Below are 17,467 nucleotides of genomic sequence, written 5' to 3'. Positions count from 1 at the left end.
GACGAACCGCTGACCCGCTTGTTCCCCAAGGCGAATCACACGATGGCAAGCGTGGTCAATCCTCCTTCATTGTGTTGCTGCTCGCGGCGGTGTCGGCCTCGGCAGGGCAGACGGCCATTCTCGCTTTCCTTCCGACCCTGGTCGACCCAAATCCCGGCGGGCTTTCCTCAGCGCATGATTTTCATGTCGCGAGCTTGACCGCCGTCCACCCGCTGGCAGCACTGGTGGCGGCACCGCTTTGGGGCTGGATTGCTGACCGGGTCGACTACCGCGTCATGTTGCGCACAGCGCTCATTATCCTCGCGATGGTGACTGCACCAGTTGGCCTCGTAGCTCTGCCGACTCTCTACGTTTTGCGCACGGTCGCGGGGATGGCGGCCGCCGCCATCATACCGCTTGCGCTGCTCAGTGCGAGTTTCGCCGCGGTCAGCCGTGGGGAGCAGGCGCGGCGTTTCACCTGGTTGACGGGGTCTGTATTTTTGGGAGACCTCGGCGGACCGCTTTTGGCGGAAGCCTCCGTTGCGATCATGCCCGGCGCGCCGCTCATGATCGTTGCTGCCAGCATCGGCACCGTCGCGGGGTCGCTTTGCCTTGTAAGCCTGCCAGGCCGCTGTGCGCACTGCCTCGACTCAGGAGATCCGCCGCCGCCGACAGTCTGCGCCACGGGAGTCCTATTACTCATCACGATCGCTGCGGGGGCCGGGCTTGCCGCTATGCACGTCAATCTCCTGATGACGCGCAGTGCGGTCTCGCTGAGCCGCGAGCAGATCGCCTGGATGCTCAGTCTTTGCGGATTCGGCATGCTGGCGGCGCAGATCTTTCATGCAAGGCTCGATTGGTTAGTGAAGGTTCCCGGGCGTCTTGCCGGATTGACGCTCGGTTTGCTGGCAGCGGCGCTCGTTGCCTTTCCACTCGCATCAAGCATAGCCGATATGAGCGTGTTCATCCTGGTCGCCGGTTGGAGCTCGGCGAGCCTGCGATTGGTCACAAGCTTCTGGATCAGCGGTTCTGCGGCGGCCTCAGGGGTGAGGCTTGGCCTCCAGCATTCGGCTGCCAGCATCGGGCAGGCACTGGCGCCCGTGGCGCTCGCTTTCGCCGCACCCGGCGCTCAGCCTCTCGTCCTCTGGAGCATTGCCGGCCTGTCGCTCCTGCTGCTTGTGGTCCTGCCACTAGCTTGGAAACGGCCCTCTTCAGGTGCTAATTCGTCAGGCGGATAAGGGGAGCGCGTAAATCGATATGAATCGTACCGTCCACCACTATCCAAGATGTGTTGCTGTGACAAATGAGCCCAGCCGCGGGCAAGGCCCTTGGGCGCAGCTGGGTTGGTTTCCTCTGGAAAAACGACGTGCTCGTGTCCCCACCTGGCCTCTTTAGCGTTGGCGGTCGGACGCGGTCCATTTACTCATTCGACGAGAGGCGTCTGTGACGGCCGATTGCCTCGAGGAGTAGACGGCTCCTTAGTGGTTTAGTGATCATGTGATCAAAGCCCGCGTCGGCAGCGCGGCGGGCGAGAACCTCGTCATGGAAGCCCGAAATCATGATGGAGCATCCGGACCAGCCCAGTGATCGGAGTTGGCGCAGGATCGAAAAGCCATCAATGTCCGGCATGCGATAATCAACAATCAGGCAATTGGCTCGCTTGGCACGCGAATCGGCCAAAAGCGCGCTACCACTTGTATAGCTACAGACGCAGTAGCCACGGGATCTAAGGAGAAGCTGAAGGGCACGCCGAACACCCGGGTCGTCGTCGGAGACGAGGATGGTGTAGCGCCCATCACCTTGTGTGTCAGAAAACGAAGACATCTCGCGCGACATGAGGACCTGTTGCATCACGGCAATGGCTCGCACGATGCGGCATCCTCGTCGCTACGTAGAGGGCGCAGTTATCACGTCTTGCGACCGAACCCGGCAGCAAAGGCGATCCTCAACGCCTCAGAGAGATTGCGGACCTCGAGCTTGGCCATGAGGCTGGCGCGGTGAACCTCGACCGTCCGGGATGAGCAACCCAGATCATAGGCGATCGTCTTGTTGGGCAAGCCGTTCGCCAATCCTTCCAGCACTTCCTGCTCGCGGGGGGTCAAGGCAGCAACCCGCACCTCGGCTTCCGACGATTCCAGCGCGCGAAGGTCGACATCGTCGAGACGAGCGAAAGCGCGCCTCACGGCCTCGAGCAGGGCAGCCTTCTCGAAGGGCTTTTCGAGAAAGTCAATCGCGCCGCCTTTCATAGCCTGCACAGCTACCGACACATCGCCGTGGCCGGTCAGGACGATGACCGGCATGTTGATCCCACGCGCAGCCATAGTGGTCTGGACTTGGAGACCGTCCATTTCAGGCATCCGCACATCCAAGATAACGCAGCCTACTTCAGCGGACTTCGCTGTCCTGAGAAATTCCACTCCGGAGGTGTAGGCGATGACATCATAGCCCGCGGTTTTGAGCGCGAAGCTTGCCGCCTTGCGGATGCTCTCCTCGTCGTCGACCAGATGAATGATGCGTCTATCCCCCATGTTCCTCCTTCGCCCGCGCATGGATCAACGTAAAATGAAAACGGGTGCCGCCGCGGTCGGGTCGCTCCATCCAGATGCGGCCGCCATGCGCTTCGATGATGGTCCGGCAGATCGAGAGGCCGAGGCCCATGCCGTCGGCCTTTGTCGAGTTGAACGCCGTGAAGAGCTGCTCGCGGACCTCGTCGGCGATGCCGGGGCCGGTATCCTCCACGGTCACCTCGATCAGCCCGTCAGGGCGCAACCTGGTCGCCACCTTGAGGTCGCGAACCGGACACTCCGCCATCGCCTCGATGGCATTGCGCATCAGGTTGACCAGCACCTGCTGGATCTGCACCCTGTCGACGAGGACCGGCGTCGCGGCGGGATCGACCGCGAAAAAGCTGCGTATGCCGCGCTCGCGTGCGCCGACCAGCGCGAGCTGGCTCGCCTCGGCGATGACCTGCGGCAGCTCGTGGAGGCTCTTGTCGACCTCGCCGCGGGCGACGAAATCGCGCAGGCGCCGGACGATATGGCCGGCCCGCAGCGTTTCCTGTGCCGCATCATCCATCACCGACCGTAGCGACACGAAGGGTTCGTCGTCCCGCTCGTCGAGCATGTCGCGGATCGTCTCGAGATAGAGCGCGACTGCGGCAAGCGGCTGGTTGAGTTCGTGGGCGAGGGTCGAGGCCATCGTGCCCATCGCGCTCAGCCGGGAGACATGGACCAGCTCCGCCTGCAGTTCCTTGAGCCTGAGCTCATCCTGCTCCTTGGCGGTGAGATCCTGGATGAACCCTGTGAAAAGCCGCTGGCCCTCTTCACCGGCCTCGCCGACCGACAACTGCATCGGGAAGGTCGAGCCGTCGCGGCGCTGGCCGACCACGACGCGACCGAGGCCAATGATCCGGCGCTCGCCGGTCTGCAGATAATGCGCGAGATATTCGTCATGCCGGTCGCGATCGGGCTGGGGCATGAGGCAGGAGACGTTGCGGCCGACGAGCTCGGCTTCGCTGTAGCCGAACAGGCGTTGTGCCGCTGCGCTGAACGACGTGATGGCGCCGGTCTCGTCGATGATGATCATCGCATCCGGCACCGTCGCCAGAATCGATTGCAGATGCTGCTCGCGGGTCTCGATCGATGCGCGGACCGCCGCCTCGTCGGTGACATCGCGGCTGATGCAGGCGAAGCCTCGATGTGTGTCGCCTTCGAACAGGGCGCTGATCGTCAGGCGCGCGAGATATTCCGCGCCGTTCTCGCAGACCCGCCACGCTTCGCGCTCCAGCGTGCCCTCGTGAAGGGCGGCCGCCAGGTCTGCGCCTGGACGACGCGCCGCAATCTCGTCGGGCGGGTAGAACAGGTCGTGGGGCTGTCCCAGAACGCGATCGAGCGGCCAGCATTCGGCACGCTCGCCTTCTTCATTATAGCTCAGCACGATCCCGGAAGGATCGAGCAGCGTCAGGACGTGGCCGCCAGCCTGTCGCAGGAACAGCGGCGCAAGCCGCGCTACGTCGCTTGCAATCTCGTCCGCCCCGCGCCTCGTGTCGACCATCGGCCGGCTCACATACCTGGCCGGGCGCACGTATCCGGGCGTAGCCCGACCGTGCCACTCAGCGCCGCGCGAGTATGGCCTTCATCTCGTCGATTTCCTGCCGCTGCGAGCGCTTGATCGATTCGCAAAGCCGGATGACTTCCGGATCGCTGAGCTTTGCTTCCTGGCACATCAGGATCGCCCCGGAATGGTGCGGGATCATCGAGCGCAGAAAGGCCGTGTCGCCGATCGTGGTCTGGGTGCGGATGAGTGCAAAGCTGCCGAAGAAGGCGACCAGCGACGCGGCGATCAGCGCGATGTTGGCGGCCTTCGACGCGAACATGTGCCCCATGGCGAGGATCATCAGCACCACCATCGGCGCGACCATCATCAGCGTCATGTAGAGCATGTTGAGGTTGTTGTAGAAGCTGTCGAGCCCGTCGATCATGACGAACATCACCAGATACATGATGACGCCGCTGATGACGGTCTGAACGGCAAGGCTCCAATAGGCGCCCATCTTCCGGGTGTTCATGTGGGACGAATGGTCCATGGCGTATCTCCTTCGCTCGGCGCCGGCCGACCTGGGTATGAGTGTAACGCCCCGCTCTCTTGTTCGCCCCCGCCATCAGCCGTCCTGATGCTAAAACCAGAAGCGAACGCCGGCGACGAAGCTGGTGGCATGGACGTCCTCGCCCGCAAGCCTCGACAGCCGCGCCGTGTCTCCGGCTTTGCGCAGATAGGAAACGCCGATGTAAGGCGCGAACTGGCGGCTGAATTCGTAGCGCAGGCGCGCGCCGAGCTCTATGTTGACCAGCCCCGAACCGATGTCGTTCTCCGGAATATCCTGTGCGGCGAAATTGACCTCGGCGCGCGGCTGGAGGATCAGGCGCTGGGTGATGCGCTGGTCGTAATAGCCCTCGACCCGGCCCAGAACATCGCCCTTGGTCGAGAGGAACAGCGCGCCTTCGACCTCGAACATGCCAGGAGCCAGGCCCTCGACGCCGATCGTCGCGTAGGTGCGGTCGGGCCCGCGGCCGAAGTCCTGGCGGATACCGCCCTGAAGATTGAAATAGGGGTCGATGGCCCGGCTGTAGAGCACCTGCACCTCGGCGCTGTCGATGCCGCGGCCGAACTCGCCTTCGCCCTCGCTCTTGAGCCAGAGCCGGTTGATGTCGCCGCCGTAAAAGCCTTCGCCATCCCAGCGATAGCCATCGCGGCCGCTATGCGCCTGATACTCGAACAGGTTGAGCAGCACCTGCCCGAAATTGTTGCCGCCGCTATCCTTCATCATGATGTCGCGCGAGCGCGCCATCTCGCCGCCGGGAAAATCACGATCGGCGAAGTGGTCGCTTGGGGGAGGCGGCGGGGGCGCATTGCCGGCCGGAAGCGCCGTGCCGGTCATTTGCATGCCGGGCATGGCGGGCATTCCCGGCATCGTTGTCTGGCCATGCTGCGAATGGTCCATACCCGGCATCTCCGGCATCGCGGGAGACGCGGGTTGCGGCTGACCGGCCGCATCTCCCTGCGGCGCAGGACTGGCCTGGTGCTGCGAATGGTCCATCGCCGAGGTGGCGTCCGGCGCTGGTGTCTGAGCGCGCGGCCTGGCGGCGGCCTTGTCCTTCTTCTTCTCCTGCGCCGGCGCCACTTCGCCCGGCGGCGCCATGCCGGGCATGCCGTGCATCGAATGATCCTGGGCAAAGGCGGGCGCGGCGGAGAGAAGGGCGATCGCGCTCACCAGCGGCGTGAGGATGCGGGTCATTACGCGTCTCCCTTCGGACGGACGCTCACGACCCGCATCATCCCTGCATGCATGTGGTAGAGGAGATGACAGTGGAAGGCCCAGTCGCCGACCGCGTCGGCGGTGAAGTCCCAGGTCACCTTGCCGCCGGGCTGGACGATCACCGTATGCTTGCGCGGCGCATGATCGCCATGCCCCGTCACCAGCTCGAAAAAATGCCCGTGAATATGGATCGGATGCCCCATCATCGTGTCGTTGATGAGATTGACGCGCACCCGCTCGCCTTCGATGAAGGGGATCGGCTCGTGATGGTCCGACATTTTTTCGCCGTCGAACGACCACATGAACCGCTCCATGTTGCCGGTGAGGTGAATGTCGATGCTGCGGCTCGGCGCGCGCACGTCCGGATTGCGATCGAGCGCCATCAGGTCCCTGTAGACAAGCACCTTGTGGCCGACGTCGGCGAGGCCCTGGCCGGGCTCGCCGGTGCGGTCTACGGGCATCGGCGAGATGGTCTGGACGCTCGGGTCGCGCTTCACCTGCGGCGCGTTCGAGAAATCGCGCATCTTCATCGAGCCCATCGCGTGCCCGCCATGATCCATGCCCGCCATCTGGCCATCGGCGCCCATCGCGCCGTGGTCCATGCCGGCCATCGATCCATGATCCACCCCGCTCATCGCGGAATGATCCATCCCCGAATGGTCCATGCCCGCCATGGCGCTGTGGTCCATGGTCGCCACAGCTGCCGCCGCGCCGGTCGCGAGGCGCGCGGAGGCGTTCTTCTCGGCTGTGGGATCGACGCCCCGCATCGCGCCGCCCGACATGTCCATGCCTTCCATGCCCGGCATCGAGGACATGTCCATGCCCATGTCTTTCATGTCGGCGAGCGGCCGTTTGCGTAAGGGAGGCACCTCGCCGGCCATGCCGGCGCGGGGCGCAAGCGTGGCACGCGCCATGCCCGAGCGGTCGATCGCCTCGCCGACAAGGGTGTAGGCCTTGTCATCGCCTGGGCTGACAACGACGTCGTAGGTCTCGGCAACACCGATCTGGAACTCGTCGACGGTGACCGGCATCACATTCTGCCCGTCGGCCTGGACGATGCTGAGCGGCAGGCCGGGAATGCGGACGTTGAAGGTGGTCATCGCCGACGCATTGATGACGCGCAGCCGCACCCGCTCGCCCGGGGTGAAGAGCGCGGTCCAGTTGTCCATCGGACCATGGCCGTTGACGAGATAGGTGTAGGTGGATCCGGTCACATCGGAGATGTCGGCCGGGTCCATCCGCATCTGGCCCCAGTCGAGCCGGTCCTTGAGCGGCTGATCCTTGCCCGACAGGAGCCCGGCCAGGGTCTGGCGCTGGAAATTGAAATGGCCGGGGTTGACCTTGAGGCGCCGGAAGATCGCCTGCGGCGAGAGCGCGCTGTGATCGGCGAGCACGATGACATGCTCGCGGTCATAGGCGACCGGATCGGCACCGGCGGGATCGATGATGATCGGGCCGTAATGGCCTTCCTGTTCCTGCAGGCCTGAATGGCTGTGGTACCAGTAGGTGCCGCTTTGCACGACGGAGAACTGGTAGAGGTAGTTCGAGCCCGGCTTGATGCCCGGAAAAGACACGCCCGGCACACCGTCCATATTGGCCGGCAGGATCAGCCCGTGCCAGTGGATCGAGCTGTCCTCCTCCAGCTGATTGATGACGTTGAGCCGCACGCGCTGGCCCTCGCGCAGCCGGATCAGCGGGGCGGGGACCGTGCCGTTGACGCCGATTGCCCGGAACTTGCGCCCGTCGATGGTCATCGACTGCCGGGCGATGGTGAGCGTGATGTCTTCGCCCGACACGGTCGGCAGCGTCGGTCGCATCCCCGGCGAGATCGTCTGCGCCCAGGCCGGCAGCCAGGCTGACAAGGCGGCGCCGCCACCGGCGAGGGCCGCGCCGCGGAGGAACTGGCGGCGGTCGAGAGCAGAAATCATTCGGTTGTCTCAGCTTTAAGAAAGAGGGCGGACCTATTGGAAATACGCAGCGTGGCCTCATCCCCCTCAAACTTTCTTCAACATTTCCGCGAGGCGTGCGCGGGCGCGGTAGAGGCGGGTCTCGACTGCCTTCTGGCTGATGCCGAGAATCTCGGCGGTTTCGGCTTCCGATTTCTCGCCGATCGTCCGCAGGATGAGCGTGTCTTTGAGAGAGGCGGGCAGGGCGGCGATCGCTTTCATCGCCTCTGCCAGTTGCTGCTCGGCGCCGATTGCCTGGTCGGGTAGCGGCGCCTCATCGGCGACGTCATCCGCCTCGCCCAGCGGCAGGGCCATGGAGAAGAAGTTCCGGACCGCGCGCCGGCGCCGCCAGTCATGGCATTTGTTGATGACGATCCGGGACATCCAGACCTGGAAGGGTCGCGCAGCGTCATAGCGGTTGAGTGCGGCGAAGGCGGCGACGAAGCTCGCCTGGGTCACGTCGAGCGCTTCGTCGCGGTTCCCGACATGGCTGCGCACGAGGCGGTGCACCCAGCCCTGATGCCGGCGGACCAGCTCGCCATAGGCCGCTTGCCGGCCTGCAAGCGCCAGAGCCGCAAGCTCCCCGTCCGAGCAGTCGGGGAGGTGGAGCGTCATTTTTTCTCGGCCGTCAGCGCTTTCACCACGGCGTCGTCGAACTTGTCCGTCTGATCCGGGCGCAGCACGGCCCGCATCGCGAAGATATGCTCGAGTGTTTCCTTCTGCAGCGCGCCCATCGCCTGGTGCGAGCGATCCACCGCCCCTGCAACCCGAGGACCATAGCCATGCTCCGCCTCGATCGCCTCGGCGAGCCGCGCGTTATCGGCGCGCAGTTCGGCCTCCAGTGCCTGACGCCGGATCGCATAGTTCTTCTCGATCGTCTCGAGACGGCTATGTTGCGCGGTGTCCAGCTTCAGATCGCGATGGAGCAGGTCGTGCAACTCATTTTCGACCGGGCGCACCGGAACCACATAGACGCGGCCGATGACCACACCGGCGATCGCCGCGGCAAAGGTCAGCAGGACGAGGAGCAGGAGCCGGCGGTCGCGCATCATTGTGAACTCAGCAGCGTCGAAGGAGCGAGCGCGGGCCGCGCGTCAAAGGGCGATATCGGCCCGGCTTCGGTCGACCGCACAGGCACGGCCGAGCCGGCAATTCCCAGGAACAAGGCTGCTGCCGCGGCGATACCGAATGTCGTGGCGCTCAGGCGGGGCATGGCCTGGAGCCGGGCGATCTCGGCCATGACGCGGCTGTCCAGCCCGGCAAGCCGGGGATCGAGCGGCGCTTCCCGCAACCGGCTGAGCATGTCGTCGAGGTGGTCCATGATGTTTCTCCGTCTTCACTTCTCAATACGCAGGATGGTCCGGCAACCCTTGTCCGGGAACAAAAAGAAAATTGCGAGGGGTGCAGGTCGCGGCTGCGTATTCTCTCATGTCACTGACAGGAGAATGTCCAAATGCGCTTCTTTTCGCCGCTCGCAGCCATCGCCGCCGTCGGCCTGAGTGTTTCTGCTCCGGCCTACGCCCATCCCAAGCTCGTGTCCTCGACGCCCGCCGCCAACGCCAGCGTCCCGGCGCCGTCGCGTATCACGCTCACCTTCAGTGAAGGTCTGATGCCGAAGCTGTCGGGCGCCGAGATCGTGATGACCGGCATGCCCGGCATGCCCAACCACCGCATGGCGGTAACCGGCTTCAAGACGTCCGTCGAAGGCGACAAGACGCTCGTGCTGACGCTCGCCAAGCCGCTCATGGCGGGCAGCTATCAGGTCGCCTGGCACGTCGTCTCGACCGACACGCACCGCATCCAGGGCAATCTCGCCTTTACCGTCAAGTGACGCCATGAACGACGTGGCACTCGTCGCCGTCCGCTGGGCGCTCTACGTCGATCTCGGCCTGCTGTTCGGCCTGCCGCTGTTCGCGCTCTATGCGCCCGGCGGCGGCCGGATGGTGCAGCGGCATCTGCCGATGGCGGCAATGGTGGCCGGTCTCGCCTGTCTCGCCCTCCTGCTGTCGGCGCTGGGGTTCGCGTTGCAGGCTGCGGCGATGACCGGGCTGCCACTCGCCCAGCCTGATCTTTCCATGGTCGCAGAGCTGTTCAACGGCACTTCCATGGGAACGGCGCTGAAGGCGCGCCTCGTCGCGCTCCTCGTTCTTCTGCTCTGCATCCCCTTCTATCGCCGGCAATCCCGTCCTGCCTTCATCGCCTCCACTCTGGCGGGCGCGGTCGCGCTCGCGACCCTCGCCTGGAGCGGGCATGGCGCGGCCGGCGAAGGCGAGGCGGGCTGGCTGCAACTGCTGGCCGATCTCATCCATCTGCTCGCCGCCGGCGCCTGGGTCGGCGCGCTTGCCGCCTTCCTCGCGCTGGTTCTTCCCAGGCTCGCAACCGATGATGTCGCCGCTGAAGACATGGACCAGGTCACACTGGCCGAGGAAGCCCTGCGGGGTTTCTCCCTCGTCGGCACGATCATCGTCGCCCTGCTGATCCTGACCGGGACGGTGAACGGCTGGTTTCTGGTCGGCCCGGGCAACATCGCCTCGCTCGGGCAGTCGACCTACGGCCTGCTGCTCATCGCCAAGCTGCTGCTGTTCGCCGGCATGCTGGGCCTGGCCGCGCTCAACCGTTATCGCCTGACCCCGGCACTTGCGCAGGCGATCGAGGAAGAGGACGCGCCACGGGCGCAGGCGCTGCTGCGCGCGAGCCTCGTCGTCGAAGGCGGTCTTGCGATCGTCATTCTCGGGCTCGTCGCCTGGCTGGGGACACTATCGCCGCCCATGTCGATGTAGCTTATCGTTTCGGACGCCTCGCGTTGGGAGAAGCCTATGCAATCCTACACCCCGCCCCTCGGGACCGGATCGACGAAAGACTATGATCGCGCGATCCGCCTGTGGACGCGGGAGAAGCGGTGGCGTGCCGCCATGCTCGCCGCCCTGGCGCCCAAAGCCGGTGAGACGGTCGTCGACGTCGGCTGTGGCACCGGCAGCTTCGCGCTGATGCTCAAGCAAGCCGAGCCCAGGACGCAGGTGATCGGTCTCGATCCCGATGCCGAGGCGCTCGACATCGCGCGGCACAAGGCCGCTGTGCGGCGGGCCGATATCGACTGGCGTCAGGGATTTGCCAGGGACGTGGCGCCGGGTGCCGCCGACGCTGTCGTGTCGAGTCTCGTGCTGCATCAGATGCCGGTCAGGGAGAAGGCGGCAACCCTGCGCGCCATGTTCGCCATGCTGCGCCCGGGTGGGCGCCTGGTGATCGCCGATTATGGCCGCCAGCAGGGTTTCATGCGGCTTGCCTTCCGCCTGACCGTGCAGCGGCTCGATGGCATCGATGATACCCGGCCCAATGCCGACGGCGTGCTCCCCGGCCTGATCGCGGCGGCCGGCTTCAGGCATGTGGCCGAGACGTTTCGGCTTTTGACCATCACCGGCGCGATCGACTTGTTTACGGCGCATCGACCGGCGCAGGACCACGGCCTTACGGTTGCCAATGACCTTGGCTGATGGCGGCCAGGCGAACGGGCCCGCCGATTTGTCCGCTTAGGCGATTACGTATTGACCCTGACACGGTGTCAGACCCTAGATCGTCAGGCGTCGAAAGGAGCAAGGCGATGAACGAGACACATGGAGCGGCGCATGGCGGCGGTTGCTGCGGCGGCCACAGCGCCGCGAAAGCGGCGACCGGCGTCAAGGACCCGGTCTGCGGCATGACCGTCGACCCGGCGACCACGGCGCATCAAGCCGAGCATGGCGGTGAACGCTATCATTTCTGCAGCGCGGGCTGCCGGGCAAAATTCATCGCCGATCCCGAGCGCTATCTCGGCCCGCCGGCACCGCCGGTCGCGGTGCCAGAAGGCACGATCTGGACCTGCCCTATGCATCCCGAGATCCGGCAGGACCATCCCGGATCCTGTCCGATCTGCGGCATGGCGCTCGAGCCCGCGACAGTAACCGCCGACAGCGGCCCCAGCCACGAACTGGTCGATTTCACGCGCCGCTTCTGGGTCGGCCTGGTGCTGGCCCTGCCGGTGCTGATCCTCGAGATGGGCGCGCATCTCTTTCCCGTGATCCATCGCCTCGTACCGATGTCGATCTCGGTATGGATCCAGTTCGTGTTGGCGACACCCGTCGTGCTCTGGGCGGGCTGGCCCTTCTTCGAGCGTGGCTGGGCCTCGCTCAAGACCCGCAACCTCAACATGTTCACCCTGATCGCGATGGGCACCGGAGTCGCGTGGATCTACAGCGTCGTCGCGACGCTCGCGCCTCAGGTGTTCCCGCCGGCCTTCCGCGGTGAAGACGGCATGGTCGCGGTCTATTTCGAGGCGGCGGCGGTGATCACTGTCCTCGTGCTGCTCGGCCAGGTGCTCGAACTGCGCGCGCGTGAGCGAACCTCGGGCGCGATCAAGGCGCTGCTCAATCTCGCGCCCAAGACCGCGCGCCGCATCGGTTCCGATGGCAACGAAGAGGAAATCAGCCTCGATCTGGTCGCGGTCGGCGACCGCCTGCGCGTGCGGCCCGGCGAGAAGGTGCCGGTCGACGGCGTGGTCGAGGACGGCCGCTCCTCGCTCGACGAGTCGATGGTCACCGGTGAGTCCATGCCCGTCACCAAGGCCAAGGCCGACACGGTGATCGGCGGCACGCTCAACCAGACCGGAGCGCTGGTGATCGTCGCCGACAAGGTCGGACGCGACACCATGCTCGCGCGGATCGTCCAGATGGTCGCCGAGGCGCAGCGCTCGCGCGCGCCGATCCAGCGCATGGCCGATCAGGTGTCGGGCTGGTTCGTGCCGGTGGTCATCGCGGTCGCGGTGGTCGCGTTCATCGCCTGGGGTATCTGGGGCCCAGAGCCGCGCTTCGCCTACGGGCTGGTGGCGGCGGTCGCCGTGCTGATCATCGCTTGTCCTTGCGCGTTGGGTCTCGCAACGCCGATGTCGATCATGGTCGGCGTCGGCCGCGGCGCCGGGCTCGGCGTCCTTATCAAGAACGCCGAAGCGCTCGAGCATATGGAAAAGGTCGACACGCTCGTCGTCGACAAGACAGGCACGCTCACCGAAGGCCGGCCTGCCGTCACCCAGATCGTGCCGGCGCCCGGCTTCGACGAAGCCGAACTGCTGCGGCTTGCCGCCTCGGTCGAGCGGGCCTCCGAGCATCCGCTCGCGTTGGCAATCGTCGAGGCCGCGAAGGATCGCGGCATCGCCACGAGCGACGTCATCGACTTCGACTCGCCGACTGGGCGCGGCGCGCTCGGCACGGTCGAAGGGCGGCGCATCGTCCTCGGCAATGCGCGGTTCCTTGCCGACGAAGGGGTTGCGACTGAGGCGCTCGCCAGCCAGGCCGACGCACTGCGCCGGGATGGCGCCACCGCGATCTTCATCGGCGTCGACGGCACGGTCGGCGGCGCCTTCGCGATCGCCGATCCGGTGAAGGCCACGACGCCCGAAGCGCTCGCCGCGCTCAAGGCGGAGGGCATTCGCGTGGTCATGCTGACCGGCGACAACCGCACCACGGCGGAAGCGGTCGCCCGGCGCCTGGGCATCGACGAGGTCGAGGCCGAGGTGCTGCCCGATCAGAAGAGCGCCGTGGTCGCGAAGTTCAAGCGCGAGGGGCGCGTGGTGGCGATGGCCGGCGACGGGGTCAACGACGCCCCCGCACTGGCTGCCGCCGATGTCGGCATCGCAATGGGATCGGGCACCGACGTCGCGATCGAGAGCGCCGGCGTGACGCTGCTCAAGGGCGATCTCATGGGCATTGTGCGGGCACGGCGGCTGAGCCAGGCGACCATGTCCAACATCCGCCAGAACCTGGTCTTCGCCTTCATCTACAATGTCGCCGGGGTGCCGGTGGCGGCGGGCGCGCTCTATCCGCTGTTCGGCATCCTGCTCTCGCCGATCATCGCGGCCGCCGCCATGGCGCTCTCCTCGGTCAGCGTGGTCACCAACGCGCTGCGCCTCAACCGGAAAGCGCTGTGAACATCGGGGAGGCGTCGAAGCAAAGCGGGGTCTCGGAGCGGATGATCCGCCATTATGAGAAGATCGGCCTCATCCCGGCGCCGCCACGCCGGGGTGCGGGCTATCGCGACTATGGCGCGCGCGATCTCCATCGCCTGCGGTTCATCGCAAATGCCCGCGATCTCGGTTTCCCGATCGAGGAGATCCGGACCCTGCTCGGCCTGTGGGCCGACACGGGCCGCAGCAGCGCGGATGTAAAGCGGGTCGCGTTGGCGCGGGCGGAGGAATTGCAGCGCAAGGCGGAGGCCCTGACGACCCTGCGCGAGACCCTGGTCGATCTCGCCGAGCGCTGTCATGGCGACGAACGACCGGATTGTCCCATCATCACTGAGTTGAGTCTCGACAGAAAATGTTAAGGCCGGCCGCCTCTCCGGCCAGACCCGTTCTGGCGGCCGCGGTGTTGGTCGCACTCGGCATTCTCACGATGGGGCTCGCGACATATTTCCTCGCAGTCCGCCCGCCAGGGCGATCGCACTGAGCCTCCTGGTCGTATTTGGCCGCTTTCTATACAGCAATGTCGTGCTGAGTTCCGACTTCTTGTGGGCTGTCGTCGGCTTCTTCGCGCTGGCACTCACTGCCCTCTGCCTTCTTGGGCTGGCATATGGGAGGCAATCCCTCCGTAGGACTTCGGAGTGCGCAGAGGCTTCCCGCGCTTCAGGGCTTGTTGCCCCGCAGCAGGAGCGAGAGTGTGCAGAGTCGAAGCAATATCCCTGACCCGTTGGACGGTCTGGCCACGACGCTGGATCGATCGAGCTTCGCCGCCATCGCGCAGCTGACGTCCGGCCAGTCGCCCGCCACGCTGGCACAATCCTATTCCGACTGGTGGGCACATATGCTCTGCTCGCCGGGCAAGCAGCTCCAGCTTGCCGCCAAGAGCGGGCGCAAGCTGATGCGGCTTGCCGACTATGCCATGCGCAGCGCATCCGGGAGCGATCCGGAGCCCGCGATCGATCCGCTGCCCCAGGATCGGCGCTTCGCCGACGCCGCCTGGAAGCGCCACCCGTTCGACCTGATCGAACAAGCCTTCCTGCTCCAGCAGCAATGGTGGCATGCCGCCACCACCGGCGTGAGCGGCGTGACGAGCCACCACGAGGCGATCGTCGAGTTCGCGACCCGCCAGATGCTCGACATGGTCTCACCGACCAATTTCATCCCGACCAACCCCGTGCTCCAGCAGCGCATCCTCGAAACCGGAGGACAATGCCTTGTCGAGGGTGCGCGATTTTTTTGCGACGACCTGGAACGCCTGGTACGCGGGGAGCCCGCAGCGGGCACGGAGGCCTATCGGGTCGGCGAGAAGGTCGCAGCCACGGCTGGCAAGGTCGTGTTTCGCAACAGGGTCATGGAACTGATCCAATATGCGCCCGCAACCGAGACGGTGCGTCCGGAGCCGATACTGATCGTGCCGGCATGGATCATGAAATATTACATCCTCGACCTGTCGCCGGAAAATTCGCTCATCCGCTGGCTGGTCGGGCAGGGCTACACCGTGTTCTGCATCTCCTGGCACAATCCCGACAGCGCCGACCGCGATCTCGACATGGAGGATTATCGCCTGCTTGGGCCGATGGCCGCCGTGGATGTCATCCAGGTGATTACCGGCACCGAGAAGATCCACGCGGCCGGCTATTGTATCGGCGGCACGCTGCTCGCCATCACCGCGGCCGCGATGGCGCGCGATGAAGATGAGCGTCTGGCGAGCGTGACGCTGTTCGCCGCCCAGACCGAGTTCAGCGAGCCGGGCGAACTTGGTCTGTTCATCGACGAGGCGGAGATCAACCTGATCGATGCGATGATGTGGGCGCGCGGCTTTCTCGACAGCAGCCAGATGGGCGGCGCCTTCCAGATGCTGCGGTCCAACGATCTGCTCTGGTCGCGCATCCTCTCGACCTATCTCATGGGCGAGCGCGAGCCGATGACCGACCTCATGGCATGGAACGCCGACGGCACCCGCATGCCCTATGCCATGCACGCGCAATATCTTCGGCGCCTGTTCCTCGACAATGACCTGTCCGAAGGGCGCTACGAGGCCGGCGGCCACCCGGTCTCGCTCTCGGGGCTGCGCATGCCGATCTTCATGGTGGGCACGGAAACCGACCATGTCGCGCCGTGGCGCTCGACCCACAAGCTCCACATGCTGACGGGCGCGGAGATCCGCTTCGTGCTGACGAGCGGTGGCCACAATGCCGGGATCGTCTCCGAGCCCGGGCATCCTCATCGCCATTATCGCATCGCGACACGGATGCAGGATGGCCCGGCGCCAGGTCCCGATGCCTGGCTGGAGCGGGCCGAGCTGCGCGAAGGGTCGTGGTGGCCGGAATGGAGTTCATGGCTTGGATCGCACTCGGGCGAGGCGGCGGCCCCACCGGCGATGGGCGCGCCCGAACGGAACTATCCGCCGCTCGGTGATGCCCCCGGGCGCTACGTGCTGGAGCGCTGAGCCATGGCCGCCGCCAACCTCATCGAGAACCGCACGTTCGACGAGATCGCCGTCGGCGACACGGCCAGCCTCACCCGCACGCTGACCGCCGACGACATCCAGCTCTTCGCGGCGGTGTCAGGCGACGTGAATCCGGCGCATCTCGACCCTGTCTATGCCGAAACGGACATGTTCCACAGGGTCATCGCTCATGGCATGTGGGGCGCGGGGCTCATCTCGGCGATCCTGGGAACCGAGCTGCCAGGGCCCGGTGCGATCTATCTCGGCCAATCGCTTCGCTTCACCCGCCCGGTGGGCGTCGGCGACACCATCACGGCCTGCGTCACCGTCGCGCAGAAGCGCGCCGAGCATCATGTCATCGTTCTCGACTGCACCTGCGTGAACCAGAAGGGCGAGACCGTCATCAGCGGCCAGGCCGAGGTCAAGGCGCCCACCGAGAAAGTCAGCCGGCCCCGCATGCCGCTTCCCGACGTGCGGATCGCCAGCCACGACCGCTTCCGCCAGTTGATGGCGCGCGCCAAGGACGGATCTGCGTGCGTCACGGCCGTGGTCCATCCGTGCAGCGCCGACGCCATGCGCGCAGTGGCTGAGGCCGCCGACGCCGGCATCGTCGTTCCGATTCTCATCGGCCCTGCGGCGCGTATGACGAATGCGGCGAAGGACGCCGGTGTCGATATTGCGGCCTTCCGGGTGATCGACGTCCCGCACAGCCACGCCGCCGCCGCCGAAGCCGTCGCGCGCGTGCGGGCCGGCGAAGCCGCGCTGCTGATGAAGGGCTCGCTTCATACTGACGAGCTCATGGGCGCGGTCGTATCGTCCGACACGGGCCTTCGGACCGAACGCAGGATCAGCCACGCCTATGTGATGGACGTGCCCGGCTATCCGCGCCCGCTCATCATCACCGACGCCGCGATCAACATCGAGCCGACGCTTGAGGATAAGGCCGACATCGCGCGCAACGCGATCGACCTTGCCCATGTGATCAGGATCGAACAGCCCAGGGTCGCGATCCTCGCCGCCGTCGAAACGGTCAATCCGAAAATGCGCACCACATTGGATGCCGCGGCGCTCTGCAAGATGGCGGACCGGGGCCAGATCGAAGGCGCGCTGCTCGATGGCCCGCTCGCCCTCGATAATGCGATCAGCGAGGCGGCCGTGCGCGAGAAAAGTATCGTCTCGCCGGTCGCCGGCCAGGCGGACTGTCCGTCGTCAGAACATTCGGCACAACTCGCGGCGTAGATTAGCGGAGTGCGGACCTCGTCAGGGGGTTGATCTTAGGCGGCGAACTTGCG

The 17,467-nt window shown here is 65.6% G+C and carries 17 protein-coding genes; 8 read left to right on the top strand and 9 right to left on the bottom strand.

Annotation, left to right across the window (positions count from 1 at the left end):
• The first annotated feature begins 71 nt into the window (after nt 1–71).
• Entirely contained in the window at nt 72–1,217 is a 1,146-nt protein-coding gene (locus GGQ90_RS26565) for an MFS transporter (protein WP_231735490.1), read from the top strand.
• Between the two features lie 181 nt (nt 1,218–1,398).
• Here the strand turns inward: GGQ90_RS26565 and GGQ90_RS26560 are convergent, their stop codons facing one another.
• The 9 genes from GGQ90_RS26560 to GGQ90_RS26520 all read right to left on the bottom strand — a co-directional run bounded on the left by GGQ90_RS26560 (nt 1,399) and on the right by GGQ90_RS26520 (nt 9,061).
• Nucleotides 1,399–1,803, bottom strand: a complete 405-nt coding sequence (locus GGQ90_RS26560; RefSeq protein WP_037486787.1) for a response regulator — start codon at nt 1,801–1,803, stop codon at nt 1,399–1,401.
• A gap of 83 nt (nt 1,804–1,886) precedes the next feature.
• Nucleotides 1,887–2,507 (bottom strand): response regulator transcription factor, encoded by a 621-nt coding sequence (locus GGQ90_RS26555; protein WP_037486757.1) that lies wholly within the window; start codon nt 2,505–2,507, stop codon nt 1,887–1,889.
• Nucleotides 2,497–4,032 (bottom strand): PAS domain-containing sensor histidine kinase, encoded by a 1,536-nt coding sequence (locus GGQ90_RS26550; protein ID WP_188084405.1) that lies wholly within the window; start codon nt 4,030–4,032, stop codon nt 2,497–2,499. Before GGQ90_RS26550 ends, GGQ90_RS26555 begins: the two co-directional genes overlap by 11 nt.
• 58 nt (nt 4,033–4,090) lie before the next feature.
• Nucleotides 4,091–4,564 (bottom strand): DUF305 domain-containing protein, encoded by a 474-nt coding sequence (locus GGQ90_RS26545; protein WP_007406421.1) that lies wholly within the window; start codon nt 4,562–4,564, stop codon nt 4,091–4,093.
• Between the two features lie 90 nt (nt 4,565–4,654).
• Nucleotides 4,655–5,773, bottom strand: coding sequence for a copper resistance protein B (locus tag GGQ90_RS26540; protein WP_188084404.1), 1,119 nt, complete (start codon nt 5,771–5,773; stop codon nt 4,655–4,657).
• On the bottom strand, nt 5,773–7,722 hold the full coding sequence (locus tag GGQ90_RS26535) for a copper resistance system multicopper oxidase (protein WP_188084403.1): 1,950 nt from the start codon (nt 7,720–7,722) through the stop codon (nt 5,773–5,775). The genes GGQ90_RS26540 and GGQ90_RS26535 overlap by 1 nt, the downstream gene beginning before the upstream one ends.
• 66 nt (nt 7,723–7,788) lie before the next feature.
• Nucleotides 7,789–8,355 (bottom strand): RNA polymerase sigma factor, encoded by a 567-nt coding sequence (locus GGQ90_RS26530; RefSeq protein WP_188084402.1) that lies wholly within the window; start codon nt 8,353–8,355, stop codon nt 7,789–7,791.
• Nucleotides 8,352–8,789: a periplasmic heavy metal sensor gene (locus tag GGQ90_RS26525; protein ID WP_029547545.1), complete on the bottom strand. Its 438-nt coding sequence runs from the start codon at nt 8,787–8,789 to the stop codon at nt 8,352–8,354. The genes GGQ90_RS26530 and GGQ90_RS26525 overlap by 4 nt, the downstream gene beginning before the upstream one ends.
• Nucleotides 8,789–9,061: a hypothetical protein gene (locus tag GGQ90_RS26520; protein ID WP_010336583.1), complete on the bottom strand. Its 273-nt coding sequence runs from the start codon at nt 9,059–9,061 to the stop codon at nt 8,789–8,791. Before GGQ90_RS26520 ends, GGQ90_RS26525 begins: the two co-directional genes overlap by 1 nt.
• A 132-nt stretch (nt 9,062–9,193) precedes the next feature.
• On the opposite strand from GGQ90_RS26520, the gene copC reads away from it, so the two are divergent.
• The 7 genes from copC (at nt 9,194) to GGQ90_RS26485 (ending at nt 17,414) form a co-directional block, all read left to right on the top strand.
• On the top strand, nt 9,194–9,571 hold the full coding sequence (copC, locus tag GGQ90_RS26515; protein WP_007406420.1) for a copper homeostasis periplasmic binding protein CopC: 378 nt from the start codon (nt 9,194–9,196) through the stop codon (nt 9,569–9,571).
• A 4-nt stretch (nt 9,572–9,575) separates the two neighbouring features.
• Nucleotides 9,576–10,520, top strand: a complete 945-nt coding sequence (copD, locus tag GGQ90_RS26510) for a copper homeostasis membrane protein CopD (RefSeq protein WP_188084401.1) — start codon at nt 9,576–9,578, stop codon at nt 10,518–10,520.
• Nucleotides 10,521–10,556: 36 nt separating this feature from the next.
• On the top strand, nt 10,557–11,231 hold the full coding sequence (locus GGQ90_RS26505; RefSeq protein WP_047169232.1) for a class I SAM-dependent methyltransferase: 675 nt from the start codon (nt 10,557–10,559) through the stop codon (nt 11,229–11,231).
• Nucleotides 11,232–11,338: 107 nt separating this feature from the next.
• Nucleotides 11,339–13,696 carry a heavy metal translocating P-type ATPase gene (locus tag GGQ90_RS26500; RefSeq protein WP_188084400.1) on the top strand — a complete coding sequence of 786 codons (2,358 nt, stop codon included), beginning with the start codon at nt 11,339–11,341 and terminating at the stop codon, nt 13,694–13,696.
• Complete coding sequence (gene cueR / locus GGQ90_RS26495) at nt 13,693–14,091, top strand: Cu(I)-responsive transcriptional regulator (protein ID WP_188084399.1); 399 nt, start codon at nt 13,693–13,695, stop codon at nt 14,089–14,091. The genes GGQ90_RS26500 and cueR overlap by 4 nt, the downstream gene beginning before the upstream one ends.
• A 362-nt stretch (nt 14,092–14,453) precedes the next feature.
• On the top strand, nt 14,454–16,175 hold the full coding sequence (locus GGQ90_RS26490; protein WP_047169229.1) for a PHA/PHB synthase family protein: 1,722 nt from the start codon (nt 14,454–14,456) through the stop codon (nt 16,173–16,175).
• 3 nt (nt 16,176–16,178) lie between these two features.
• Complete coding sequence (locus GGQ90_RS26485) at nt 16,179–17,414, top strand: bifunctional enoyl-CoA hydratase/phosphate acetyltransferase (protein ID WP_246428462.1); 1,236 nt, start codon at nt 16,179–16,181, stop codon at nt 17,412–17,414.
• Nucleotides 17,415–17,467 lie beyond the last annotated feature (53 nt).

This window comes from Sphingobium scionense (assembly GCF_014197035.1).
Classification (GTDB): Bacteria; Pseudomonadota; Alphaproteobacteria; order Sphingomonadales; family Sphingomonadaceae; genus Sphingobium; species Sphingobium scionense.
Note: the sequence above shows the minus strand (reverse complement) of the source record. Positions and strands in the feature narration are given on the sequence as shown.